A 25,407-nucleotide genomic window follows, 5' to 3' on the forward strand; every position below is an offset into this window, starting at 1 on the left:
CGTCGGCTGCCCGCGTCACCGCACCAACGAGCGCAGCTGCCGAAGAGCCACGGAGAGCGTGGCGATGCCGGGTCGCTCCACGGCGTGCGCCGTGGCGAGCGCGTCCAGGGCGCGCCGGGCGGGCGCGCCGCCGCTCTCGACCCATGCCGCGATCCGGTCCGCCGCGTCGCCTGGCTCCGTGCCCTCCAGCACGGATGCGGTGAGCGCCACCATCACCGCGTACAGGTCGTCACGCAGAGCGGCGCGCGCCATCGAGTCCCAGCGGTCCTCCTGCGGCAGGTCGGACACGCTGGTGAGGAGGTCGTCGAAGCGGGTCCGTCCGGACAGCGTGAAGTACGTCCGTGCCACCTCGTCGAGCTCCCGGCCGTGGGAGCGCGCGAGCTCCGCGACGTCGAGCAGCGGCACCGACGCGAGCAGGCCAGCGCCGCGCGCAGCGAGGGCACCGTCGCATCCCGCGGCCTCGAGCTCGGCGACCCTGTCGGTGAAGCCGGTCTGCTCGTTCCCCTGCAGCAGATCGCCCATCCGTGAGGCGTACCGGCGCACCGGGCCTGCGAACGCCTCGATCTCGGCGCCGATGTCGAGGCGGTCGGCGCGATGTTGCACGAACCACCGGGCCGCGCGGTCGAGCAGCCGCCGGAACTCCAGATAGAGGTCGGTCTGCACCCTCGCATCGACCACGTTGTCGGTGGCCTCGACCGCGACGACGAAGCCGCCCAGGTCGAGGATCTCTCGGGCGGTGACGAACGCCCGCGCGATCTGCTCGCTCGATGCCCCCGTCTCGTCCGCGGCTCGGAACGCGAAGGTGATGCCGCCCCGATTCACCATCGAGTTCACGACGGCGTTGACGATGATCTCGCGGCGCAGCGGGTGCTCCGCGAGATCGCCGGCATAGGCCTCGCTGACCGCGGCGGGGAAGTACGCCGTCAGCGTGCGCCCGAACCAGGGATCGTCCGCCAGCTCGGTCTCGATGAGGTCCGACTTGAGCGCCAGCTTCGCGTAGGCCACGAGCACCGCGAACTCCGGCCGGGTCAACCCCTGCCCCTGCGCGGTCCGGGCGGCGAGCCCGCCGGCGTCCGGCAGGAACTCCAGGTCGCGGTCGAGGTCGCCGCGTGCCTCCAGCCACTCGATGAAGCGTTCGTGAACAGGCAGCATGACCGCCGCGTTCGCGCGGGAGTTGCCCAGCAGCACGTTCTGCTCGTAGTTGTCGCGCAGCACCTGGGCCGCCACCTCGTCCGTCACGGCCTGCAGCAGCTCGTCCCGGGCGGCCCGGTCCATCCGGCCCTCGCGCATCACCGCTCCGAGCAGGATCTTGAGGTTCACCTCCCGGTCGGAGGTGCCGACCCCGGCGGAGTTGTCGATCGCGTCGGTGTTGATGTGGACGCCGGCCAGGGCCGCCTCGATCCGGCCGCGCTGACTGACCCCGAGGTTTCCGCCCTCCCCGACCACCCGCACCCGCAGGTCGGCGCCGTTCACGCGGATGGCGTCGTTCGCCCGGTCACCGATCTCCGCGTTCGTCTCCGTGCTGGCCTTGACGTACGTCCCGATGCCGCCGTTCCACAGCAGGTCGACGCGAGCGAGCAGCACGGCCCTCTTCAGCTCTGCCGGGGTGAACGACGTGACACCGGGTTCCAGGCCCAGGGCCTCGGCCATCCGTGGGCTCACCGGGACCGACTTCGCCGTCAGCGGGAAGACGCCACCGCCGTCGGAGATGAGCCCGCGGTCGTAGTCGTCCCACGACGAACCGGGCAGCTCGAACAGGCGCTGCCGCTCGGCGCGGGACGTGGCGGCATCCGGATCCGGGTCCACGAAGACGTGGCGGTGGTCGAAGGCGGCAACGAGTCGGATGTGCTCCGACAGGAGCATCCCGTTGCCGAACACGTCGCCGGACATGTCGCCGACGCCCACCACCGTGAAGTCCTGGGTCTGGGTGTCGTGGCCGAGCTCACGGAAGTGCCGCTTCACCGATTCCCACGCACCGCGGGCAGTGATACCCATCGCCTTGTGGTCGTAGCCGGCGGACCCCCCGGACGCGAAGGCATCGTCGAGCCAGAAGCCGTACTCCTGCGAGATGCCGTTGGCGACGTCGGAGAAGGATGCGGTGCCCTTGTCGGCGGCGACCACCAGGTAGGAGTCGTCGCCGTCGTGGCGCACCACTCGGTCCGGCGGCGTGATGACGGAGCCGTCGCGGTTGTCGGTGATGTCCAGCATGCCGCGGATGAAGGTGCGGTAGGCGGCCTTCCCCTCCGCCAGGCGCTCGGCGGCGTCCCCGGTGTCCGGAAGCTGTTTCGCGATGAAGCCGCCTTTGGAGCCGGTCGGCACGATCACCGCGTTCTTGACCATCTGAGCCTTCACCAGGCCGAGCACCTCGGTGCGGAAGTCCTCGCGCCGATCGCTCCAGCGCAGCCCACCCCGAGCGACCTTGCCGAAGCGCAGGTGCACGCCCTCGACCTGCGGGGAGTACACCCAGATCTCCGTCATCGGGCGCGGCGGCGGCAGGCCCGGCACGTTCGCACAGTCGAGCTTCATCGAGATCCAGGGCTTCGGCGCGCCGCTGGGGTCGCGGGTGTAGAAGTTGGTGCGCCAGGTGGCGCCGATGACGCCGATGAACGAGCGCAGGATGCGGTCGTGGTCGAGGCTCGGGACGTCGTCGAGATCCTGCAGCAGAGCCGCCGCAGCCTGCCGCGCAGGTTCCTCGCGGTCGCCCGAGACGTCCGGGTCGAAGCGCAGCGCGAACAGCCGCACCAAATCGGCCGCGAGCCGCGGATGGGTGATCAGTGCCCCGTCGATGTACTCCATGGAGAACGCCGAGCCGATCTGTCGCAGGTAGCGGCCGATCGCCCGCAGGATCACGATGTCCCGCCACCGCAGGCCGGCGCGCAGCACCAGCGAGTTCAGGATGTCGCTCTCTGCGGCCCCCGCCCACACGGCGCAGAACGCGTCCTCGAACGCCGCAGCGGTGCGGTCGTCGCCCCACAGCCCCGGGTCGCCCGCTGCAAGCCCGAAGTCGGAGATGTGCCTGTCGCCGTCCGGGATCCTGATCGTGTACGGGCGCTCGTCGATGACGTCGACGCCGAGGTCGGTGAGCATCGGCAGCACCTGGGTGAGCGGGTACTCGCGGAACGAGGCGATCGTGAGCCGGCGTGCGCCAGGGTCGGCGCCGTCCGGCGCGTACAGGTGCACGGCGATCGGATGAGCGTCGGTGAGGCTGTCGAGGCGTGCGATGTCTGCGACGGCGGCCGCCGGTGTGACCTGCTCCTTGTACGCCTCGGGAAACGCGGAACCGTACCGACCCAGGATCTCCGCGGCCTCGTGCTCGTCGTGGGTGTGGTGCAGCTCGTCGACCAGCGCCGTCTCCCAGGTCCGGACGGCTGCCTCGAGCTGCCGCTGCATCTCGGCGGGGTCGACGTCGGGGATCGAGGCACCCCTGGGGACGCGCACGACGAAGTGCAGCTGTGCGAGCGGCGACTCGCCCACGCGGGTGGTGTGCTCGACACGTTCCGCGTCGAACGCCTCGCGCAGCAGCGCCTCGATGCGGAGCCGCACGGTGGTGTTGTAGCGGTCGCGGGGCAGGAAGACGAGCGCCGAGACGAACCGACCGAACTCGTCCCTGCGCAGGAAGATGCGGGAGCGACGGCGTTCCCGCAGCCGGCTCACCTCGCCGGCGACCTCGGACAGGTGCTCGACGGAGTCCTGGAAGAGCTCGTCGCGCGGGTACTGCTCGAGGATCTGCTGCAGGTCCTTGCCGGTGTGGGACGTCGGCGCGAAGCCGGATGCGTCCAGCACGGCTCGCACCTTCGCCCCCACGATCGGCAGGGTGAGCACGGAGGAGGCGTACGCCGTCGAGGTGAACATCCCGAGGATCCGCCGCTCGCCGGTGACGTTGCCCTCGTCGTCGAACGTGCGCACGCCGATGTAGTCGAGGTAGACGTCGCGATGCACGGTGGCGCGGGAGTTCGCCTTGGTGATGGTGAGCAGCCGCGGCTCGCGCGCGGTTCGGCGCGCCTCCGGCCGCAGGTGAGCCACGGCTGTCGTCGGCTTGCGCAGGATGCCGAGCCCGGTGTGCGGCAGCGGGCGCAGCACGTCCTCGCCGTTCTCCGTCTCGAGCGCGTACTCGCGATAGCCGAGGAAGGTGAAGTGGTCCTCCGCCAGCCAGGTGAGGAACTCCACGGTGGGAGCGATCGTCGCCGGGTCGACGGTGGCCGGCGGTTGCGTGCGCAGATCCGTGCAGATGTCGAGGCAGGCACGGCGCATCGCAGCCCAGTCCTCGACCGAGCTGTGAACGTCGCCGACGACGTCCCGCAGGCGCTCGGCCAGGGCGCCGCGATCTTCCTCGGTGGCGATCCGGTCCGTCTCGAGGAGCATCCACGACTCGAGCCGGCCGCCGTGGGCGCCGATCGCGAGCAGGGCTCCGGAGTCGTCGCGCCGCGCCTCGACGACGGGATGCAGCAGCTGGTGCACGGTGTAGCCATGGCGGGCGATCGCCGCGTCGACGGAGTCGACGAGGAACGGCGCGTCATCGGTGCAGACGCCGACGATCGTGCGCCGCGACGTCCAGCCGTCCTCGCGAACGGTCGGCGTGAAGACCCTCACCAGGGTCTGCCCGGGCTCACGGTGTGCGGCGAGCTTCCACATCGAGGCCAGTCCGCCGACGACGTCACGCGCCTCACGTTCGGCGAGGTCCTCCGAGGGGACTGCGGCGAGCAGGCGCTCGACGCCGGACCGGAGCTCTGGTGCCAGGCCTTCGACAGCGTCCTGGACGAGCGCGCTCGAGACGTCCTCTGCGGCCATGAACACCTTCGTCCTTCAGTGGCGTCGCGCGAATCACGCCCCCCTCGCTCGAACCATAGCGAGGGGGCGTGACGTCGCAACCGCCCGCCGGCGCGAGGAGCCGACGCGCCGCGTCAGGCGCGTGCAGCCGCCGGGTCGGAGGCGGCATGAAGATGCAGCAACCGGCCCCGACCAGGCGCGATCGGGATCGGCTCGCCGATGCGGTAGCGCGCCGCCGGCTGGAAGCCGGCGATCTCGGGCGCGGAGATGGTCATCTCGTCCGGCGGTAGGCCGGGAAGCACGCCGTCGAGAGCCAGGGACACCTCGCACGGCTCCGACGCCCAGCTGGCGAGCGCGATCACGGCATCGCCGTCCCCGGCGAACGTGGTGGCGAGCACGTCGTCGCGGTCGGTGAGCACCGGCGTGTCCGCCGACCACCAGCCCGTCATCGTCATTCCGGTCAGGCCGAGCCGGTCCCACGCGGTCCAGAGCGGCCGGTTGTCCACCGCCGGCGCCCGCGCGGTCATGCCGAACACCATGCCCCGCCACGGGTTGCCGCCGTCCTGGAGCATCTCTCCCATCAGACCGAACGGGATCCCCGACACCTCGACGAGCCAGTAGGCGGGGTCGGTGCCCTCGTAGTCGACGTACTCGCCGAGCCAGAGTCGGTCCAGGTAGGGCATCAGCTCGAGGTAGAGGTTGGCGCTGGAGGCGTAGCCGTCAGAGGCGTTGAACTGGTTGGCCGAGTGCAGGTCCACCAGCGGGTCGGGCCGGTGCCGGGCCAGGACCCGGCGCAGCCGCTTCATGGCGGTCCGGTCGAAGGCGACGTCGTCGAGGTACAACCCGTCGATGCCGACGTGCTCGGCAAGGTGCTCGACGCTGCGCACGTACACGTTGTGCCAGCGCGAGTCACCGGTGGTGACCACGGCGACGTCGTCGACGTTGGGAGCGACCCAGCCGGGCACGTGGTCGCCGGGCAGGTGCTCCTGCAACCACGGGTGCCCGCCCCCAGGTCCGGCGGCCAGCACCTCGTGATCGAGGGCGACCAGCGCGGCCAGCTCGGGGACGTGCCGGGTCAGCTCGCGAACCGTGTCGTAGACCTTGACCCGCTGACCACGCCGGTGCGCCTCGTCGACGAGTGCGCGCAGCTCCGCCTCAGCCCTCATCGGGTCGTTGATGTAGGGGTTCACCGGGGTGGCATGGTGGAGATTGACGACGTTGCCCCCGTAGTCGGCGACGGCGGCCGGATCGTCGAAGGCGTGGAAGTACCGCTCGGTGAGGTGCTGCGCGGGCGTCAGCGGTTTGAACGGGGTCAGCAGGAGCCGGACGTCGAAGGTGCGGCTCCCGCCGGCCGGAAGCTCGAGCGGACCGGAGAACGCGGTCAGCGTCCGCACCTCGGCGTCGCTGCGCAGCCGGACCCCGCCGCTGCCCCCGTTGCTCCACGACTCGGGTTCGAGGAGCGGCTGCTCGGTGTAGTAGTTCGTGTTCAGCGGCCTGCGGTAGTGCTGGTCCCGCCAGGACACCTGCACGCCGGCGTTGGTGTCGCCCAGCCACAGCGCGTCCTGGTTGGCGGTGGCCACCTGCCACGCCCAGTCCAGGCTGTCCGGGCAGGACTGGCCGATCTCGCCGAGCCCCATCAGATAGCGCGCCACGTCGCGACGCAGCGGCACGATGAGCGACACGTCGTCCAGGCGCAGGTCGGCGTCGGCGTGCACCACGATCCGGACCTGCAGGCACCCGTCGGCCTCGAGCTCGCCGTCGACCTCCAGCCGCAGCCCCGCGCCCTGGCCGGCGAGCTGCCAGGTCACGCGGGCCGGGCCCGGCTGCTCGTACGCGAGCGGACCCCAGCGCACGTGGGTGCCGGTGTCGAGGGTGATCGGCCCGGCCAGCAGCTCCCGGCGCGGATGGCCGACGGCGGTGACCTCCGGCGTGAACGACGAGCCGAGGCCGCTCGGCAGCCCGTTCGGACCCACCTCCACGGTGCGGCCCAGGATCTGCAGCACGTCGCCGTCGCGACGCACGGGGACGAACGGGGCGATCACCTCGTCGTCATGACCCGTGGTGGAGTCCAGCCAGCCGAGCCTGGCCATCGGGTCGGTGGCGACTCCGCCGTCGGTGACCACCCGGTCGGCGACCTCGAACGTCACGTCGACGTGCTGGCTGTGCCCGGCGGTGGTGATCGTGATCCGACCGCTGCGCTCACCCGGATCGGCGTCCGCGGGAACCTCCACGCCGATCCACACGGACCTGGCGGTGCCGGCGGTGGTGGGCAGCGCCGAGGTGAAGCGTCTGCCGCGGGCGTCGATCCCGCCGCCGGTGAGATGCCGGGAGGGGAACGGCAGACCGCCGAGCTCCACCTCGACGTCGGACAGGTCGCGCAGCGCCCACACGCCCACCTGGAACGTGCGGAACGCGCCTCGGTCGGCGTCCAGGCGCAGCGGTGCCCCGGGCTCCGCGCGGGCCCATCGTGCCGGCAGGTAGGCACCGCGGCCGAACGGGTACCGACTGTCGTCCGGGAAGAGCACGAACGGGGCGTCCTGACCACGTTCGGCGATCGCACGGCGCTCCGCGGCCGTCGCCGCGAATCCCATCGGTGCGAACGAGTCGATCTCGGAGCGGGCCTCGTACCCGACGGCCGTCGCGATCGGCAGCGACGGCCATTCGTCGGGGGACCGCAGTCCGATCCGGTGGACCCAGGCAGGGTCCGCGGTTGCCGTCACGGTGCGGTAGACGCCCTGCGGGTAGTGGGCGCTCCCGGTGAGGGAGTACGGCAGGTAGTAGACGTAGTAGACGCCCGCCCCGTCGATCGGCTCGAAGGCCAGCTCTCCGGCGTCGGCGTCGATCCGGCCACGGACGACATTGCGCACGCGTCGTCCGCCGGCCGCGACGACCCAGGTGTCGACCCGCTCGTGGTCCGCGTCGTGCCGGCGCCAGGGCACCAGGACCCGGACGCACGGCGCCGTCTCGTGCACCTGCACCACGATCCGGTGGTTGCCGTAGGCATCGGCATCCCACTCACCGATGCCGCAGGTCAGCTCCGGATGGCCGTCAGTGCCTGGATGTGCCATGTCGTCAGGCCTCCGTCTGTCCGCGCTCGAAGTAGTCGATCAGGTCCGGGGCCAGCGGCGGCACCGGCCGGGCGGAGCCGTCGGAGCGCAGCGACTGCGTCGCCACCACCCCGGCGGCCACCGACATGCGTGCCGCGACCGGCGACGTCTGGGTGGTCCCGCCCTCGGTGACGAACCGCAGGAACTCCGTGATCAGCCGCGGATCGGCGCCACCGTGCCCGCCGTCGGCCGCCTGCACGGTGAACGTCTCGTCCGGCGCCGCGTGGCCGGAGTGCCGGCGGTTCCACAGGCCGATCGTGTCCCCCGGACCGTCGCCCAGGTTCTCCAGCCGGCCCTCGGTGCCGATCACCGTGTAGTTGCGCCAGTAGTCGGGGGTGAAGTGGCACTGCTGGTAGGAAGCCAGCACGCCGTTGTCGAGCCGCATGGTCATCATCGAGATGTCCTCGACGTCCACCACGGGATGCAGGCCTGTCTGCGCGGTGGGCGGCCAGTTGTCGAGGCTGACCCACTCGCCCATCCGCTCCTGCATCCGATCCCGACGGTCGGTGATGCCGCCGTAGACCATCAGGTCGCCCATGGCGGCCACGCTGGTGGCGAAGCCGCCGGCCAACCAGTGGATGACGTCGAGGTCGTGGGCGCCCTTCTGCAGCAGGAGTCCGGTGGTCCTGCTGCGGTCGGCGTGCCAGTCCTTGAAGTAGAAGTCCCCGCCATGGCCCACGAAGTGGCGGCACCAGACCGCCTTGACCTGCCCGATCCGGCCGTCGTGGATCAGCTGGCGCATCTGGGCCACGACGGGCATGTGTCGCATGTTGTGGCCGACGTAGAGCCTGCTCCCGGTGCGCCGGGCGGTGGCCAGCATCTCGTCGCACTCCTCGACGGTGATCCCGAGCGGCTTCTCGCAGAACACGGCGGCCCCCGCCTCGAGCGCCGCGAGGGTGGGCCCGTGGTGCTGGTCGTCCGGCGTCGTGACCAGCACGGCGTCCAGACCGAGACCGAGCAGCTCCTTGAGGTCGGCGGTGACGAGAGCTGTCTCGGGCAGGGCGGCGACGGCGTCCGCCCGGCCGCGCTCGGAGGTGTCGCAGGCGGCCACCACCTCGAAGCCCTGCTCGGGGCGGTGCGCGTGGCGCCAGAGCCCAGAGCGCAGCCCGAAGCCGATGATGCCGATCTTGACGGTCACGATGATGCCCTTACTGGTCGGTGGTGCCCGTGGTGGACTCACGGGCGAAGAGCTCCCAGGTGAACTCGTGCAGCTCACCTGGGCCGTCGTCGCCCGCCGCCCGCCGCGTCAGCAGGGTCGCCAAGGCGGGGAACAGGTCGCGGGGGCCGACGGAGGAGACGCTGGGGGAGACCAGCTCGGTCTGACTGGCGTTGCCCACCCCGATCACGGCGAGGTCGCCCGGGACGTCGAGCCGCAGCCGCTGCGCGGCCTCGACCGCGGCGATCGCCGCGAAGTCGGTGGTGGCGTAGACGGCGGTCGGTCGGTTGGGGCGGCTGAGCAGATCGGTGGCCGCCTTGAAGGCGCTGGACGAGCTCTCGCGGAACTCGGCCACCAGCGAGTCGTCGTGCGGCAGGCCGGCGTCCCGCATGGCCTGCACCCACACGCCGTGCCGGATGTTGCGGTGGCCGCCGGACCCTACCGACGTCAGGCTGCCGATCCGCCGGTGCGAGGCCAGCAGGTGCGCCATGGCCACACGGCAGCCCGGCAGGTCCTCGGAGCGGACGACGTCGAACCCGTCGGGCTCCAACGTCTCGGAGAAGACGACGAGGCTCCGGTGGCGGGCCAGCTTCCGCACCAACGGCGCCTGCTCCGGCCGGACGCCGTCGATGAAGGCGACGTCGGCCTGCACGCGGTCCAGGGCGGTACCCCAGTCGGAGTCGGCGAGCACCAACGCGGTCCCGCCGGCGTCGCGCACGGCCGGGACCACCGCGTCGATCACGCTCTGGCTCCACGGGTCCGCCAGCATGTGGAGCGACAGCAGCACCACGCCGGTGCGGCCCGTGCGAACCGCCCGGGCCGCCTGGTTCGGCAGGTACTCGAGCTGGGAGGCCGCCGCGCGGACCCGGTCGGTGGTCTCGGCCGAGACCCCCGAGCCGCCGCGCCGCCCGGACAGCACGTACGAGACGGTCGCCGTCGACACCCCCGCCAGCTCGGCCACCTGGCGCAGCGTGACGCGTCGAGGGCGTGCCGGGCTGGCAGGGGGGTCGGTCTCGGTCATCTCGTCGTCCCTGGCGTGTTCGCGTGGCTCGTGTCCGGTCGGTCGAGCGGCGCCCGATCGAGCGTCACGCGGTGGGCGTCACCGGGACGTCGTCGGGCAGGACGGCCTCGAACTCCTCGCGGATCTTCTCGCCGCCCTCCTCATTGAACCGTGTGACCGCGGCCTCGAAGTCGGCGATCGTCGCACGCCCGGTGATGACGTCCACGATGGTGTCGTTGACCGGCACGGAGATGGTGGCACCGTCCTTGGTGTTGGTGTCGGAGTACAGCCCGCGGACGGGGGAGTACATCGCCAGCTTGATCAGCTCGCCCTGCAGCGCGTGCGCGGCCTCGGTGTCCTCGGGGAAGCCGGGGCTGTAGAGGACTGTCTCGCCGCTGGTCATGATGTTGAGAGCGCTGACCAGGCCGGGGACGTTGGTCTCGGCGGCCGGGGTCGGCTGGAGGTCGCCCGCGCTGTCGCGGGTCCAGTCCTCGCCCTCGGTACCGAACTGCTTCTGCACGTACTCGGCGCTGCCGAAGGGGGCCGACAACCAGTTGACCAGCGCGAGCAGCTCGCGGATCTTGCCTTCGTCCGCCTGCTTGAACGGGGTGAACCCGACCGTGCCGTAACCCATGTTGTACGAAGGCCTGGAGTCGCTGGTCGCGGCGAAGGGCACCAGTGGCACGGCCGGCAGGCCGGGGTCGTAGTCGCGCAGCTGGCCGACGCCCTGCGGACCCACGGAGACGAACGAGGCGATCCGCCCCTGGGCGGCGAGCGGCTGCGGGTTCGCGAGGTTGAGGTCCTCGTAGATGAGCCCGGCGGCCCAACACCTGGCGACGAACTCGATCGCGGCCTTGTACTCCTCGGTCTCCCAGTTGCGGGTCAGGGTGCGGTCGGAGTTGACCCGCCAGGTGTTGGGGGCGCCGTAGCACTGGCTGATGATGTTGAGCACGTTCCGGACCGCGGGCTCGAACGCGAACGTGTTGCCGTCGCTGATCTCTGTGGCCTTGTCGAACAGGTCCTCGATGTCGGTGAAGGTGAACCCGCCGACCCTCTCCCACACGTCGGGGTTTCCGCACATCACCTGCCCGAACGGGGTGGAGGGGATCGGAGCGCCCCAGATCTTGCCGTTGACCACCGCCGTCTGCCACGAGCTCGGCTTGAGCGCGGCCAGGTTGGGGTACTCGAGAACGGCGTCACCGGAGAGGTAGTCGGTGAGGTCGGTGAACTTCGCCTCGAGCATCTGGCCGACGTTGGGGATGCCCTGGTTCGGCGGGACCCACATCATGTCGGGCAGGTCGTCGGAGGCCAGGATGGTGGCGAACTTCTCGGGGTAGCCCGGGTCGGTGCCGATGATCAGGTCGAGGTCGCCTCCGAGCGCGCTGTTGAGCCGCTGCCAGAACGGGTTCTGGTCCATCGCCGGAGGCGGGGTGGCGAAGGTCTCGGTGAGCCCCGAAGCGGTGCCGGTCAGCGGCTTGGCCGCCGTGGTCGCCTCGAACGACTCGGGGAACGTGAGGTAGCCCGGCTGGACGCCCTCGGCGGTGCCCGGCAGGTCGGGCGCGGCGCCGGTGGACTCGCGGTAGGTGGGCAGGGTGAGGTTCGCCGACTCGGAGGCGCCTCCGCTCGACCCGCCGGAGCCGCTGCAGGCGGTCAGCGCGCCGAGGCCGGCCGCCGTCCCGGTGACCGTGAGGAAGCTGCGGCGGCTGACACCGCTCGCCGACAGGGAACTGAAGGTGGTGGGCATGGGAATCCTTCGGTCGTCGTTGATCGGACAGACGTGAGAGCTCAGCCCTTCACCGCGCCGGTGATGACGCCCTTGGTGAAGTGCCGTTGCAGGAACGGGTAGACGAGCAGGATGGGCACCAGAGCCACCATGACGATGGCCATCTGGAGCGACTGGGGCGGTGGCACCTGCTCGACGCCGAGCTGGTCGGCGGTGAGCGAGTCACCACGGATGACGTAGGAGCGCAGGATGACCTGGACGGGGTAGAGGTCGGTGCGTCGCTGGATGTAGAGCAGCGCGTTGAAGAACGCGTTCCAGAAGCCGACCGCGTAGAACAGCCCGACCACGGCGACCACCGCCTTGGACAGCGGCAGCACGACTCGCCGCAGCACGTAGAAGTCCGACGCCCCGTCCATGTGGGCCGCTTCGGTCAGCTCGCGCGGGATGGCCTGGAAGAACGAGCGCATGACCACGAAGTTGAAGGCGCCCAGGGCTCCGGGAAGGATGAGCGACCAGACGGTGTCCAGCAGGTTGAGCTGACGCACCATCAGGAACATCGGGATCAGACCCGGTGCGAACAGCAGAGTGAACAGCACGGCGAGCAGCACCGGCCGGCCGAACAGCACCGGGCGGCTGAGCGCGTAGGCCATGGTGATCGTGGTGAACAGCGCGATCGCGGTGCCGACCACGGTCACGAAGACGCTGACGCCGATCGCCTGAACCATGAACGGCCCACGGAACAGGACCTCGTAGGCCTCGAGCGTGGGGTCGGTCGGCCACAGCACGTAGCCACCCGCCTCGAGGATCTGCTCCTCGCTGGCCAGCGAGGTCGAGACGACCACGAGCATCGGGATCAGGATCAGCACCGACGTGACTGCCACGACGACGGCCTTCGTCGAGCTGAGAAGGACCGAAGGCTTCTCTTTCCACACCGGGCGGCTGGACGCCGTCACGTCACGCGCCATCTCAGGCCACCTTCCGGCTCTGGAAGATGCCGGGCTCGCCGAAGCGGTGAGCCAGCTTGTTGGCACCGATGATGAGCACCAGTCCGACCACCCCCTTGGCCAGACCGGCAGCGGCACCGGCACCCCAGTCGCCGCCGATCACACCGGAGAAGTAGGTGAAGGTGTCCAGCACCTCTGCCGCGCCGGCGCCGACGGAGTCGCGCTGCAGCAGGAACTGCTCGAAGCCGACGCTGAGGATGTCGCCGATGCGCAGGATCAGCAGCAGGATCACCACCGCCCGGATGGAGGGCAGGGTGATGTGCCAGAGGCGTCGCCAGCGCCCGGCGCCGTCGGCGGCGGCGGCCTCGTAGAGCTCGACGTCGACGTTGGCCAGAGCGGCAAGGAAGATGATCATCGCCCAGCCGGCGTCCTTCCAGACGAGCTGGAACGTCGCCATCAGGGGGAACGTGGCGGGATCGGTCATGAAGCCGATGGCGTCCAGGCCGATCGACCGGAGGCCGTTGTTGACCAGCCCGTTGGCGCCGAGCGCCTGCTGGAAGAGGGCGATCACGAGCACCCAGGACAGGAAGTGGGGCAGATAGACGATGCTCTGGAACGTCCGGCGAACCTTGCTGCTGACCAACGAGTCGACCAGCAGTGCCAGCGCCAGCGGGACCGGGAAGAACAGCACGAGCTGGAACGTCGCCAGGACCAGCGTGTTCTTCAGGGCGTTCCAGAAGTCCGGGTTGTCGTAGAGGTCGATGAAGTTGCCGAGGCCCACCCACTCCGATCCGGAGAACCCGAGGAAGGGCTGGAAGTCCTGGAAGGCCACGACGTTGCCCAGGATCGGGATGTAGAAGAACAGGAGCAGCGCCAGGACGCCGGGCACCATCATCAGGAGCATGCGCCAGTCGCGTCGGAACCGCGCCCGTAGCGACACCTGGCGGGGCCTCGACGGCGTCGGCGTCGGCTGCTGGCCGGACCCTGTTGCTGGTTCTTGCGACACGGCTGCAGTGGCGTGCGCCAACGGTCTCCCCCATCGTCGGGTCGAAGTTGGCGCGACGCTAATCGATTAACTGATGGTTACGCAAGGGTCCCGTCAGCAGGTGGAACCGAGCTGCGTCGTACCGCTCGTCAGCAGCGAGCCCGTCCCCGGCGGCGCACCCCACGAGCAGCATCGCGGCGACGGCCGCGACAACGCCGGCCACGTACCCGTCTCGTCCTGCCATCGACCGGCCCCTTCGTCGTCGGCGAAGGGCGGCACGCCGAGGACGGTGTGACCAGGCCGACGAGGCGCCCGTTCGGTGGTGCCGCGACCTCAGGGCCGCGGCGGGCCCTGGCGCACGTTCTCCAGGAGCAGCGCGGGCGTCGCCGTGGCCGGGTCCCACCAGGACTCGATCCACCAGGTGGCCCCGGCGTCGGCGGCGGCTCGGGCCTGGGCTGCCGCGACGGCGGGATCGGCGTCGAAGCGTCCCTGGACGACGATCTCGAACGGTCCGGCGTCGGCACCTCGCTCCTGATCGATCCAGGACACGAGCTTCGTGACGTCGTCGGCGCCCGCCTCGGCGTCCTCCGGTGACTCACCGCGCACCTGCGGCACGATGCCGTCCCACCGCAAGGCCCGATCGAGGCTCCGCCTCGGTGGCCGGGCGGCGTCCCAGACTGCGACCGGCCAGACCGGGATCCGGCCGTTCACCGGCGGTGCGGGAAAGTGGAACGTGCCGGCGCTGAGGTGGCGTCCCTCGAACGCGAACGGCTCGCCGGACCACGACCGTTCCAGGTACTCCAGCACGTCGTCGAGCAGCTCGGCGCGCTCCCGCAACGACGTCAGCTGGCCGGGCACCGACGTGAAGCCGCGGTCGTCCACCACGCCGACCCCGACCGGGAGTACGAGCCGACCACCCGAGAGGTGGTCCACCGTCAGTACCCGTTGGGCCAGCTCCCACGGGCGGTGGCGAGGAAACGCGAACACCATGGCGCCGAGCGTGATGCGCTCCGTCACCGCGCTCGCGGCGCCCAGGAGCGCGAACGGGTCCCACGTGGGCTGCGCATCGAACCCCGGAGCGGCCAGGCTGAGCCCGTCCCAGGTGAAGAAGCCGTCCCAACCGTGCTCCTCGCAGGCGCGCGCGAGCGTGAGCTGCTGGGCGGGCGTCCCGAAGCTTCCGATGAATCCGTACTTGATGGCCATCCCGGCACCGTACGAGGCGCCTCCGACATCGGCTTGGGTGGGCAGGCGCCGGCGACTCAGCCGATCGCCAGGCGGGCGCCAGGGAGCACTCAAGCTCGCCACGCATGCTCCTTCCTCCGGCGGCCACCAAGGGCGGTCGGAGAAAGAGAACGATGAGCGACGACATGACGACGGCCACCATGGCTCCTCCGCCCCAGGCCGGTCCGCGGCGCGGTCCGCTGCGCTGGACGCTCGGCCTCCTGGCGGGGGGTGCCTTCGCCGCCGGCGGGGTCGCGCTGGCCGGTCCGGCACTCGGCGCGACACTGGACGACTCGACGGCTGCCACGGTCGCCGCAGCGGCCTCGACCGAGGCCTCCAACGCCGAGGACCAGAGCACCGAGGACCAGAGCACCGAGAGCTCGACCGAGACGCCGTCCGACGAGACGGACGAGGCCGCCCCGGGCGACGAGTCCGAGCGCCCGTCCGGCGACGACTGCGCGGAGGGCGCGGGCGGCGGACAGGGCGAGGTGCCCGCGGACGACGGCTCGGCGAGCTGATCCCGAAGAAGCGGGGTGGTTTCGGGAGCCATGTGCTCCCGAAACCACCCCGCTTCGCGTGTCCCGCGGGCGCGGATCGGTCCGGGCGGTCCGGCATGGGGGGGCGAACCGGTTCCGGACCGCGCTCGGACCGCCGCGGCCGGCGATGCGCCGTGATCGGCCATGACACGTGTCACGGTCCGCCGATGACGCACCCACACGAGCCGGTGAGATGCGGCACTGCCGCCGTAGCGCCGTCGTCGCCAGGCTCGAGGCATGACCACAGATGCGCTGATCTCCGCCACCGGGGCGATCCGCCGGTACGGGACGTTCGAGGCCGTCCGCGGTGTCGACCTGACCGTCCGCCGCGGGGAGCTCCTCGCCCTGCTCGGCACGAACGGTGCCGGCAAGACGTCGCTGCTCGAGCTGATCGAGGGTCTCGCCCCCGCGAGCGGCGGCACGGTCCGCGTGCTCGGCCACGACCCGTACCGCGAACGCGGCCACGTGATCCCGCGTGTCGGGATCATGCTGCAGGAGGCCGGGTTCGCGTCCGACCTGACCGTCGCCGAGACGGCGCGCATGTGGGCGGGCACCCAGACCGCGCCGCGGCCGTACCGTGCCGCCCTCGACATCGTCGGGCTCGCGCACCGCGCGGACGTCCGGGTGGCCAGCCTCTCCGGCGGGGAGCGGCGCCGCCTCGATCTCGCGCTGGCCGTCATGGGCCGGCCCGAGGTGCTCTTCCTGGACGAGCCCACCACCGGGCTCGACCCGGCCAGTCGGCGCGCGACCTGGGACCTCGTGCGCGACCTGCTCGCCGACGGCACCACTGTCCTCCTCACCACCCACTACCTGGAGGAGGCCGAGGAGCTCGCCGACCGGATCGCCGTCATGCACGAGGGGCGGATCGCCCGCGAGGGCACCGTCGCCCAGATCGTCGCCACCGAGCCGGCCCGGGTCTCGTTCGTGGTGCACGACGGCGCCGGCCGCGTCGTCGACGTGCGTGCGGCCGATCTCCCGCCGCTCGCGGGCGCCGTCGCCCCGCCGGACGTCGCGCGAGCGCGAGTCAGCGTGCGCACCGACGAGCTGCAGGACGACCTCGGCACGATCCTCGGCTGGGCCCACGAGCGGAGCTACCGCCTGGCGGAGCTCGACGCACGAGCGGCCTCGCTGGAACAGGCGTTCCTGGCGATCGCCGGGACGCCGTCGTCCGCGGCACCTATCGAGAAGGAGGCAGCAGCATGACGACCTCGACCACCACCACGTCCCCCGCCCCGCCGCGCCGGACGGTCAGCTCGCGCCGGATCGGCGCCCTCGCCCGCGCGGAGGTGACGCTGCTCCTGCGCAACCGCACGACCCTGTTCAACGCCGTGCTGCTCGCGCCCGCCACCGTCGGGTTCCTCACGCTCGTCGGCGGGCTGGACGCGATCGCCGGAGCGGTCCCCGGCGGCCTCGGAGCCGCCGTCATCAGCATGCTCGTGGCGATGGCCCTGCTCATCGTCGTCTACTACAACCTCACGACGACGATCGTCGCCCGCCGCGAGGAGCTCGTCCTCAAGCGGCTCCTCACCGGCGAGTGCTCGCGCACGGAGATCCTCGTGGCCACGGCTGTCCCCGCCCTCGTGATCCTGGTGGGCCAGCTCGTGCTCGGGGTCGCGGCTGTCGCCGTCGCGTTCGAGCTCCCGTCGTTCACGAACCCGGTGCTCGTGCTCCTCGCACTCGTCGGCGGCACCGCCGTCTTCGCCTTGCTCGCCGCGGCGAGCTCCGGACTCACGCGAACGGTCGAGTCTGCGCAGCTCACGACGCTGCCGGTGCTCATCGTCACGATGGTGTTCTCGGGTGGGACCCTGCCGCTCGACCTGCTCCCGGACGGCGTGCAGCGCGTCGCGGAGCTGACCCCGCTGAACCCGGTCATCGAGCTCATCCGCCTCGGCCTCACGGGCACCAGCGCCGACGGCGAGACGCTCACGTTCACCGGGACGCTCGCGGAGGCGGCGCTCCCCGGGGCGATCCTCGCCGCGTGGGTGCTGCTCAGCGCGTTCGCCGCCTCCCGCTGGATGCGGTGGGAACCGCGACGGTGAGCGGCGGCGTCGGCGCGGGGCCCGTCACCGGCGACGAGCCCCGCACCCGGGCGCCGTGGCAGGCTGGCGGCATGAGGTCTCCGTGGTCGTCACGCCTGCTGAGAGGCGGCGCGCACGGCGTCGAGATCTACACCCGCGTCTCGCTGTACGCGATCGCGTTCATCGAGCTGATGCTGCTGCTCGTCCCGGCGGCGGTGCTCGCGGAGACCTCGGAGGGGCTCGCGCTGGCGTTCGGCCTGGCCGTTCTCGTGCACGTCGCGCTGTGCGTGACGGTGCTGCGCGACGGACTCGACCGGCGTCCGGCCTCCGCCCGCGGTGTGCGGGCCGCCCTCGTCGCGCTCGGAGCGCTGAGCGTCGGGTTGATCGTCCTGGCGTTCGTCGCGTTCCCCTCCGGCGACCAGGCCTTGTTCCCCGAGAATCCTCGCGCGACGACGGTCGTCGTGGTCGGTGCGTTCGCGCTGGGCGCCCTCGCGCCGCGCCTCGACATCCGCGCGCTGACGGTCGGCATGCTGGGAGTCGCGGCCCTCGCCGTCGTCGGTCAGCTCACCTCGGACGAACCCGGCGTCGCCGCAGTTCTGGGCCTCGTGACCTTCCTCGTCGGGTTCGGGTACGTCGCGAGCGTGCGGCTGTCGATCTGGATCCTCGAGGTCGTGCGTGAGCTCGACGCCTCGCGGGACACCGCTGCCCGTCTCGCCGTCGCCGAGGAACGGTTGCGGATCTCCCGCGACATGCACGACGTCGTCGGCCGGGCGCTCTCGACCGTGGCGGTGAAGAGCGAGCTGGCCGCCGAGCTCGCCCGCCGCGACGACGCCGGTGCGGTGCGGGAGATGCTCGACGTGCGCACGCTGGCGCAGGACTCCCTGCGGGAGGTGCGCGGCGTCGTCGCCGGCTACCGGGCCGCCGATCTCGCGACCGAGCTCACCGGTGCACGATCGGTGCTGACGGCGGCGGGGATCCGGACGCGGATCATCGGCGACGCGAGCGGCCTGGACCCGCGCACCCAGGAGGCCCTGGCCTGGGTCGTGCGCGAGGCGGTGACGAACGTGGTCCGCCACGCGGACGCGCAGGAGTGCCGCCTCGAGATCGCCACCGACGCCACGGGAACGCTCCTGCGCGTCGTCAACGATGGAGCCAAGCGGCCGGACCATGCGTCCGGCGCGGGCCTGCGTGGCCTGACCGAGCGGCTCGCGGAGCTGGGCGGAACCGTCACGACCTCCTGCGACGGCGACACGTTTGTCCTCGAGGCGCGCCTGCCGCGCCCGCCGGGAGAGGACGATCGCCACACCGGGCGCGCCGACACCGGGGCGCGCCGATGATCCGCGTGCTGCTGGCCGACGACGAGACCCTCATCCGGGACGCCGTCGCCACGTTGCTCGGGCTCGAGGAGGACATCGAGGTCGTGGCCGTGGCCTCGTCCGGCACGGAGGCGATCGCCGCCTGCGAGCGGGTGCGTCCCGACGTCGCCGTCCTCGACCTGCAGATGCCGGGCGCGGACGGGATCGAGGTGGCCCAGGCGATCGCGCCGACGGTGCCGGACTGCGCCGTCGTCATCGTCACCAGTCACGGCCGCCCCGGCTACCTCAAGCGCGCGCTGACCGTGGGCGTTCGCGGCTTCCTGCCGAAGACGGCGTCAGCGGCAGTGCTCGCGTCGGTCGTGCGGCAGGTGCGCGACGGCGGACGCTACGTCGACCCCGAGCTCGCTGCTGACGCGATCGCCGCCGGCGAGTCCCCGCTGACGCCGCGGGAGGCGGACGTGCTGGAGCTCGCCGCCGAGGGCGCACCGGTCGAGGAGATCGCGCGCCGCGCCGCGCTGGCGCCCGGCACGGTACGCAACTACCTGTCGTCGGCCGTCGCGAAGCTCGGCGCGAGCAACCGGCACGAGGCCGCCCGCCTCGCCCGCGCCCGCGGCTGGCTCTGAGCGGTCGGGCCGCCCCGAGTGGGCAGCACGGCGGTACCCGGGCGACTACGATCGGGCTCCGTGCCGCGGTTCCGAGATGCCCCACCTGTTCCCTTCGCGTACCGGGTGGTCGCGTTCTTCGTGAAGCCGTTCCTCTGGCTCACCACACGACGCGACTGGTCCGGCGTCGAACACCTCCCGGAGAGCGGCGGATTCATCGCCGCGGCGAACCACATGACGAACATCGACCCGCTGACGACGGCGCACTACCTGTACGACAGCGGCGTCGCGCCGAAGATCCTCGCCAAGTCGTCGCTGTTCCGCGTGCCCGTCGTGGGAGCGGCGCTGCGCCGCACGGGCCAGATCCCGGTGTTCCGGCACTCGCGCACGGCCGGGGACTCGCTCGACGCCGCACGTGAGTCGCTCGCGGCAGGGGAGTGCGTGGCGATCTTCCCGGAGGGCACGCTCACGCGGGACCCCGACCTGTGGCCGATGGTGGCCCGGACCGGCGTCGCGCGCCTCGCCCTGACGTCACGGGCCCCGGTCGTCCCGATCGCGCAGTGGGGAGCGCAGCGCCTGCTCGGCCGGTACTCGAAGCTCCTCAAGCCGTTCCCGCGCAAGCTCGTGCACGTGCGGGCGGGTGAGCCCGTGGAGCTGGCCGACCTGTACGGCCGGACCGACACCGCCGCGCTCACCGAGGCGACCAGCCGCGTCATGGCGGCGATCACGACGATGGTCGCGGACCTGCGAGGCGAGACACCGCCGGCCGAGGTGTACGACATGCGCAAGCACGGGCCCGGGAAGGGGCCGGGTGTGGCGCGGATGAAGGACGCACGCGGGGACGTCGACTCTGCGGCGGGCGCCGCCGAGCCGGACCCGGAGCGCTGATCCGGGTGCGCGCGTGCGTGCTTGGCACGGGCAGCTGGGGGACGACGTTCGCCCAGGTGCTCGCGGACGCCGGGCACGACGTCGTCCTCTGGGGCCGCTCCGAGGCGGTGTGCGCGGAGGTCCGTGAGGCGCACACGAACTCGGGCTACGTGCCGGGGGTGGTGCTCCCGGAGCGCATCACGGCCACGACCGATGCGCGGGCGGCGCTCGCGGGTGCGTCGCTGGTGGCCGTCGCGCTGCCGTCCCAGGCGGTGCGCTCGATCCTGAGCGAGCTGCCGGACGCCGTCGAGCCGGACGCCGTCGTCGTGAGTCTCATGAAGGGCGTGGAGCTCACCTCCGACGAGCGCATGAGCGAGCTCCTCGCTGAGGCCCTGCGGGTGCCGGCGGCGCGGCTCGCGGTGCTCTCCGGGCCGAACCTCGCGGGGGAGATCGCGCAGCGGCAGCCGACGACGACGGTCGTCGCCTCGATCTCGACGGAGACGGCGCAGCGGGTCGCGCACGCCTGCGCCACCGACTACTTCCGCACGTTCACCAACACCGACGTCATCGGCGTCGAGCTCGGCGGTGCGGTGAAGAACGTCATCGCGCTCGCGGTGGGGATCGCGCAGGGCAAGGGGTACGGCGACAACACCAAGGCGTCGATCATCACCCGCGGGCTCTCGGAGGCGACGCGGCTCGGCGTCGCGCTGGGCGCCTCCGCCGCCACGTTCGCCGGGCTGGCCGGGATGGGCGACCTCGTGGCCACGTGCGCGTCCCCGCTCTCGCGGAACCACACGCTCGGGGTGCACATCGGCGCCGGGATGTCGCTGGACGAGGCGGTCGCCGTCACCGGGGGAACGGCGGAGGGCGCGAAGTCGTGCCGGTCGGTGCTCGACCTCGCGCGCCGCCACGGCGTCACGATGTCCATCACGGCAGCCGTCGTGGCCGTGCTGTACGAGGGCACGAGCGTGGAGGACATGGTGCGGGCGCTCATCACGCGCCCGCCGCGGCCCGAGGACTGAGCGCGGAGGGCTACCAGCGGTTGCGTACGTCCTCGGCCCAGCCGACCACGTCGGCGACGCGCACCCAGGCGCCGTCGTCGTCGCGCACACGACCCGACCAGTGCCCGAAGCACTGGTGGGTCCGCGACGAGAAGACCCGGAGGTCGGTGACCGAGCGCTTGAGGTGGAACGGCGTGAACGTCAGGTCGACACGCTCGCCGTGGATCCGCCAGGGCGCCATCCAGTCTGCGGTGTCGTAGTCCCAGACGAGCTCCTCGCTGATCTTGGACAGGCGACCGTCGACCACCAGCGCGTTCTCCACCGAGCCCGTACCGTCGGTCCACCTCCCGCCGACCTGGATGCCGATCACCCGCCCGTCGGTGCGGCCCGAGCCCGCTCCCCAGTTCCAGCTCACGGCGTAGGGCCAACGCCCGCGGCCGTGGTCCAGCGTCGCCCACGACTCGCTCGCGGGGACGTCGGCGGCGACTCCGTCGATCCAGACCGTGCCGCTCGCCGGGCGGGCGACGTCCTTGACCGTGTACTGGAAGAGGCGGTCGGTCCAGGGCACGACGACGCCGAGACTCTCGTGACCCTCCGGCCGGTGGGCCGTGACGTCGACGCGCACGCGGGCGCCGATCGCCCGGAGCCGGGTCCCGCCCGGGACCTCGTCGACGGCGATCTTCACCGCGCCCGTCCGGGACCGCACCCGGCCTGCGCCGAGTGTGCCGGGGAGCGAGGCGCTGCGAGGGCCGACGCCGATCGCATCGTGAGCGACGGCCTCTCCCGTGGCGCGGTCCAGCAGCCAGATCCCGTGCACCGCCGCATAGTCGATGTCGGAGGTGACGAGCGCGATCACGTGGGTGGGGGTCGTGACCGCCCAGTACTCCCAGCGCTTGTTGCGGCCCCGGCCCACGAGGCCGCGGCCGATGCCGTCGGTGTCGTGCAGCGGCGTCCGGGTCCAGCCCACGGCGTCGGGGTTCAACCGGCCGTCGGGGCGCGTGAGCGACACTCGCTCGGTGATCTCCCGCTCGCTCACGGCGACCGGGCGCGCGGGGCCGCCGGCGGCGACCTCGAGCCGGTGGCGCAGCCTCTCGTTGGACGCGCGCGTGGCCTCGGCGTCCACCTTGAGCAGGCGACGGTCGTACGTCATGAGGCCGTTGGTCTCCTCCTCGACGTCCGCGAGCTGTGTGTAGACGAACGCCGCGAGGCCGTCGTCCACCGCCGGCCCGACCTGGGCATGCTGGAGGCGTAGGAAGGCGCGCTCGAACCGCTCACGGTCGGCGTAGCGGCGGTAGCCGAACTCCTTGTCGCTCCAGGTGTGGCCGGCGACGCGATGGGAGTAGCCGCCGTACTCGGAGAGCACCGCCGCCCGCGGGTCCGCGGCGTCGGCCCTCGACAGCCGGTACGGACGGAAGTAGACGTGCCGGCTGACGACGTCGCCGGCGCCCTGGTCGTACCAGCCGCTCGCGTGGTCGATGGGCCGGGTCGGATCCAGCTCACCGAGGCGGGCCGCGGCCGCGCGCGCGTCGAACTGGCCCCATCCCTCGTTGAACGGCACCCACGCCGCCACGCTCGGCACGGAGCGCAGCAGCTCGACCGTGGCCTCCAGCTCGGCGGCGAACTCCTCCCGACCCTCGGCGTCCTGGCGCCCGAAGAGCGAGTACCTGGCGTCGCTGAGCCGGACGGGCAGCGCGACCGGCGTGGTGACGACGGCGGGCCGGTAGCTCCGCCCGCCGTTCACGAGGTCCTGCCACACGAGCATCCCGAGCCGGTCGCAGTGGTGGTACCAGCGCAGCGACTCGACCTTGATGTGCTTGCGCAGCATGGTGAAGCCGAGGTCCTTGGCCGTCCTGATGTCATGAACGAGGGCCTCGTCGGAGGGAGCCGTGTAGAGCCCGTCCGGCCAGTAGCCCTGGTCCAGCAGGCCGGCGTGCAGGTAAGGCTCACCGTTGAGCAGGAGCCGGGTCCTGCCGTGGGCGTCCGGGCCGAGTCCGAAGGAACGCATCCCCACGTAGCTCGTGACGCGGTCCTCTGCCCACTCCACGACGACGTCGTGCAGGAACGGGTCCTCGGGCGACCAGCGCCGGATCGCGTCGCCGAGCGCGAGGCGGGTCGGCACCCCGACCGGCACGTCCCGCGCGACCAGCTCGTTCCCGCCGGCGCTCACGCGCACGTGCGCGGCGGCGTCGTCGTCCGTGACACCGCCCGGCACCACCGTCACCTCGACCTCGCCGTCCTGAAGGTGCGGCGTCAGCTCCAGTCGCTGCACCCACCGGCGGGGCACCGACTCGAGCCACACGGTCTGCCAGATGCCCGACTGCGGCGTGTACCAGATGCCGCCACGCTCGAGCCTCTGCTTGCCGCGGCTGCGGTGGGAGGTGTCGGTGACGTCGTGGACGCGCACGACGATCTCGTGGTGCTCGCCGTCGGCCCAGGCGTCGGTGACGTCGAGGGCGAAGGGCAGGTAGCCGCCGCGGTGACCGCCGACCGGTGCGCCGTCCACCCAGACCTCGCAGTCCTGGTCGACAGCGCCGAAGTGGAGCAGCAGGCGCTCGCGCACGAAGTCCGCCGGGACGGTGACGATGCGCCGGTACCACAGCGCCTCGTCGGGCTGCAGCGTCCGGCCGACTCCCGAGAGGGGCGCCTCCGGGGAGAAGGGCACGAGGATCTCGCCGTCCCAGTCCTCCGGGTGGCCCCAGCGGTGAGCCGCGGTGAACGCGTGCTCCCACCGGCCGTTGAGGTTGAGATAGGAGTCGCGGACCAGCTGGGGCCGGGGGTACTGGGGCAGCACGTTCTCCGGGTCGAGGCTCTCGCCCCAAGGTGTCCTCACGACGGCGTCCCGACGAGCGCCGCGGTTCCCGCGCTCTCGTGACGGCGGAGCAGGCGCACGGGCACGACGACGGCCGCGACGACGAGCGCCGCGGTCAGGAAGATCCACGGCGTCGGCACCTGCTTGACGACGCCGAGATCGACGAAGGTCTCGTCGGCGCCGGCGATGACCGCCGCACCCAGGAACGGACCGACGACCATCGGGACGAGGATCGCGAACACCATGCGCAGGCCCTGCACCTGGCCGGCTCGGTCGGGCGGCGTCAGGTTGCGCACGGTGGCGGAGATGGCGGCGACGCCGAGCATGAAGCCGGACATCATCACGATTCCCGCGCCGATCACGGGCAGCATGCCGCGGGCGAAGAACATGGCGATCAGGCCGGCGGCGTACGCGGCGGCGACCGGCAGGATCCCGCGTGAGGGCCCGACCCGGTCGAGCACGCGCCCGCCGACGACGCTGATCACCGCGGCCCCGATCAGCACGGAGGCGAGGACGACGGCGTAGGCGTCGATGTCGAGGTAGCGCTGCACGTAGATGATCAGGTACGGCAGGAAGACCTGCGTGCTGGTGCCGAGGACCGCCCAGGCGGCGAGCGCGAGGTAGAGCCGTGGGTTGGCACGGGCCGTTGCCGGGCGCAGACCGTGCAGCACGGAGGCGAGGTAGGTCCCACCCGGCCGTGGCTGGCGCGAGTCGCGCACGCCGAACCAGGCGATGACGCCGACGACGGCGGTCGCGGCCCCGACCACCGTGAAGAAGAGGCGCCAGTTCCCGCTCTTCGTCAGCGGGTCCAGGGCGCCGAAGACCACGAGCATGGCGAGCAACGGCATCGTGGCGAGCACGCCGTCCACGCGGCCGCGGTTGCCCGGGTTCGTGCTGTCGGTCACCCAGGCGTTGAACGCGGCGTCGTTCGCCGTCGCGCCCAGCACGCTCATCACGCAGTCGAGCAGGATGATCGCGATGACGGCGACGACGACGGCGTCCATGGCCGGCGCGATCGACGCCGCACCGTCCACGCTGACCAGGCCGAACGCCGCCGTGCACGCACCCCACAGCACGTAGCCACCGGCGATGAGCTCGCGCCGTCGTCCGCTGCGGTCGGAGGCGGCGCCGGCGAGCAGGGTGGCCACCGTGGCGGCCAGGGCGCTGCAGGCCACAAGCGTGGCCAGCACCGTCGGGGAGTCGGTGATCGTGTCGTAGACGAAGACGTTGAGGTACATGTTCTCGACGGTCCACGCCAGCTGGCCGGTGAGTCCGAGGAGCACCACCCACAGCCAGAGTCGGCGCGGGACCGGGCTCTGTGTCACGCGTGGAGCCTAGGCGATCGCCGCCGGACG

General features: G+C 71.9%; 17 protein-coding genes. 7 read left to right on the forward strand and 10 right to left on the reverse strand.

The features are described from left to right. Nucleotides 1-15 precede the first annotated feature (15 nt). From BCAV_RS07935 to BCAV_RS07970, 8 genes are all read right to left on the reverse strand, one after another. Complete coding sequence (locus BCAV_RS07935; RefSeq protein ID WP_015882071.1) at nucleotides 16-4,788, reverse strand: NAD-glutamate dehydrogenase; 4,773 nt, start codon at nucleotides 4,786-4,788, stop codon at nucleotides 16-18. A gap of 113 nt (nucleotides 4,789-4,901) precedes the next feature. Next, a complete protein-coding gene (locus BCAV_RS07940; protein WP_015882072.1) occupies nucleotides 4,902-7,835 on the reverse strand; it encodes a glycoside hydrolase domain-containing protein in 2,934 nt (977 codons plus the stop codon). 4 nt (nucleotides 7,836-7,839) lie between these two features. Further along, a complete protein-coding gene (locus BCAV_RS07945; protein ID WP_015882073.1) occupies nucleotides 7,840-9,012 on the reverse strand; it encodes a Gfo/Idh/MocA family protein in 1,173 nt (390 codons plus the stop codon). 10 nt (nucleotides 9,013-9,022) lie between these two features. After that, nucleotides 9,023-10,051, reverse strand: coding sequence for a LacI family DNA-binding transcriptional regulator (locus tag BCAV_RS07950; RefSeq protein WP_015882074.1), 1,029 nt, complete (start codon nucleotides 10,049-10,051; stop codon nucleotides 9,023-9,025). A 64-nt stretch (nucleotides 10,052-10,115) separates the two neighbouring features. Further along, nucleotides 10,116-11,774, reverse strand: coding sequence for a type 2 periplasmic-binding domain-containing protein (locus BCAV_RS07955; RefSeq protein WP_015882075.1), 1,659 nt, complete (start codon nucleotides 11,772-11,774; stop codon nucleotides 10,116-10,118). Nucleotides 11,775-11,815: 41 nt separating this feature from the next. Continuing rightward, nucleotides 11,816-12,718, reverse strand: coding sequence for a carbohydrate ABC transporter permease (locus BCAV_RS07960; protein WP_015882076.1), 903 nt, complete (start codon nucleotides 12,716-12,718; stop codon nucleotides 11,816-11,818). A 1-nt stretch (nucleotide 12,719) separates the two neighbouring features. Further along, nucleotides 12,720-13,703, reverse strand: a complete 984-nt coding sequence (locus tag BCAV_RS07965) for an ABC transporter permease (protein WP_050761693.1) — start codon at nucleotides 13,701-13,703, stop codon at nucleotides 12,720-12,722. Between the two features lie 312 nt (nucleotides 13,704-14,015). After that, nucleotides 14,016-14,885: an LLM class flavin-dependent oxidoreductase gene (locus tag BCAV_RS07970; protein ID WP_015882079.1), complete on the reverse strand. Its 870-nt coding sequence runs from the start codon at nucleotides 14,883-14,885 to the stop codon at nucleotides 14,016-14,018. Between the two features lie 152 nt (nucleotides 14,886-15,037). On the opposite strand from BCAV_RS07970, the gene BCAV_RS07975 reads away from it, so the two are divergent. From BCAV_RS07975 to BCAV_RS08005, 7 genes are all read left to right on the forward strand, one after another. Next, entirely contained in the window at nucleotides 15,038-15,421 is a 384-nt protein-coding gene (locus BCAV_RS07975; protein WP_015882080.1) for a hypothetical protein, read from the forward strand. Between the two features lie 255 nt (nucleotides 15,422-15,676). Further along, nucleotides 15,677-16,642 (forward strand): ABC transporter ATP-binding protein, encoded by a 966-nt coding sequence (locus tag BCAV_RS07980; RefSeq protein ID WP_015882081.1) that lies wholly within the window; start codon nucleotides 15,677-15,679, stop codon nucleotides 16,640-16,642. Next, nucleotides 16,639-17,478 carry an ABC transporter permease gene (locus tag BCAV_RS07985; protein WP_015882082.1) on the forward strand — a complete coding sequence of 280 codons (840 nt, stop codon included), beginning with the start codon at nucleotides 16,639-16,641 and terminating at the stop codon, nucleotides 17,476-17,478. The genes BCAV_RS07980 and BCAV_RS07985 overlap by 4 nt, the downstream gene beginning before the upstream one ends. A gap of 71 nt (nucleotides 17,479-17,549) precedes the next feature. Further along, nucleotides 17,550-18,794, forward strand: coding sequence for a sensor histidine kinase (locus BCAV_RS07990; RefSeq protein ID WP_144016744.1), 1,245 nt, complete (start codon nucleotides 17,550-17,552; stop codon nucleotides 18,792-18,794). Further along, nucleotides 18,791-19,396, forward strand: coding sequence for a response regulator transcription factor (locus tag BCAV_RS07995; RefSeq protein WP_015882084.1), 606 nt, complete (start codon nucleotides 18,791-18,793; stop codon nucleotides 19,394-19,396). The genes BCAV_RS07990 and BCAV_RS07995 overlap by 4 nt, the downstream gene beginning before the upstream one ends. A gap of 60 nt (nucleotides 19,397-19,456) precedes the next feature. Then, on the forward strand, nucleotides 19,457-20,263 hold the full coding sequence (locus BCAV_RS08000) for a lysophospholipid acyltransferase family protein (protein ID WP_015882085.1): 807 nt from the start codon (nucleotides 19,457-19,459) through the stop codon (nucleotides 20,261-20,263). Nucleotides 20,264-20,268: 5 nt separating this feature from the next. Next, the gene (locus BCAV_RS08005; RefSeq protein WP_015882086.1) at nucleotides 20,269-21,264 is read left to right on the forward strand and encodes an NAD(P)H-dependent glycerol-3-phosphate dehydrogenase; all 996 of its coding nucleotides are present in this window, start codon (nucleotides 20,269-20,271) and stop codon (nucleotides 21,262-21,264) included. Between the two features lie 10 nt (nucleotides 21,265-21,274). Here the strand turns inward: BCAV_RS08005 and BCAV_RS23395 are convergent, their stop codons facing one another. Both BCAV_RS23395 and BCAV_RS08015 read right to left on the reverse strand, forming a co-directional pair. Further along, nucleotides 21,275-24,073, reverse strand: coding sequence for a DUF2804 family protein (locus tag BCAV_RS23395; RefSeq protein WP_015882087.1), 2,799 nt, complete (start codon nucleotides 24,071-24,073; stop codon nucleotides 21,275-21,277). Further along, nucleotides 24,070-25,377 (reverse strand): MFS transporter, encoded by a 1,308-nt coding sequence (locus tag BCAV_RS08015; protein WP_015882088.1) that lies wholly within the window; start codon nucleotides 25,375-25,377, stop codon nucleotides 24,070-24,072. Before BCAV_RS08015 ends, BCAV_RS23395 begins: the two co-directional genes overlap by 4 nt. Nucleotides 25,378-25,407 lie beyond the last annotated feature (30 nt).

This window comes from Beutenbergia cavernae DSM 12333 (assembly GCF_000023105.1).
Taxonomy (GTDB): Bacteria; Actinomycetota; Actinomycetes; order Actinomycetales; family Beutenbergiaceae; genus Beutenbergia; species Beutenbergia cavernae.

Excerpts from the sequence above, each read along its gene's own strand:
- BCAV_RS07975 (WP_015882080.1), top strand. The coding sequence starts at position 15,038 with ATGAGCGACGACATGACGACGGCCACCATGGCTCCTCCGCCCCAGGCC.
- BCAV_RS07960 (WP_015882076.1), bottom strand. The coding sequence starts at position 12,718 with ATGGCGCGTGACGTGACGGCGTCCAGCCGCCCGGTGTGGAAAGAGAAG.
- BCAV_RS07955 (WP_015882075.1), bottom strand. The coding sequence starts at position 11,774 with ATGCCCACCACCTTCAGTTCCCTGTCGGCGAGCGGTGTCAGCCGCCGC.
- BCAV_RS07980 (WP_015882081.1), top strand. The coding sequence starts at position 15,677 with ATGACCACAGATGCGCTGATCTCCGCCACCGGGGCGATCCGCCGGTAC.
- BCAV_RS07940 (WP_015882072.1), bottom strand. The coding sequence starts at position 7,835 with ATGGCACATCCAGGCACTGACGGCCATCCGGAGCTGACCTGCGGCATC.
- BCAV_RS07985 (WP_015882082.1), top strand. The coding sequence starts at position 16,639 with ATGACGACCTCGACCACCACCACGTCCCCCGCCCCGCCGCGCCGGACG.
- BCAV_RS07995 (WP_015882084.1), top strand. The coding sequence starts at position 18,791 with ATGATCCGCGTGCTGCTGGCCGACGACGAGACCCTCATCCGGGACGCC.
- BCAV_RS07990 (WP_144016744.1), top strand. The coding sequence starts at position 17,550 with ATGAGGTCTCCGTGGTCGTCACGCCTGCTGAGAGGCGGCGCGCACGGC.
- BCAV_RS07970 (WP_015882079.1), bottom strand. The coding sequence starts at position 14,885 with ATGGCCATCAAGTACGGATTCATCGGAAGCTTCGGGACGCCCGCCCAG.
- BCAV_RS07950 (WP_015882074.1), bottom strand. The coding sequence starts at position 10,051 with ATGACCGAGACCGACCCCCCTGCCAGCCCGGCACGCCCTCGACGCGTC.
- BCAV_RS07935 (WP_015882071.1), bottom strand. The coding sequence starts at position 4,788 with ATGGCCGCAGAGGACGTCTCGAGCGCGCTCGTCCAGGACGCTGTCGAA.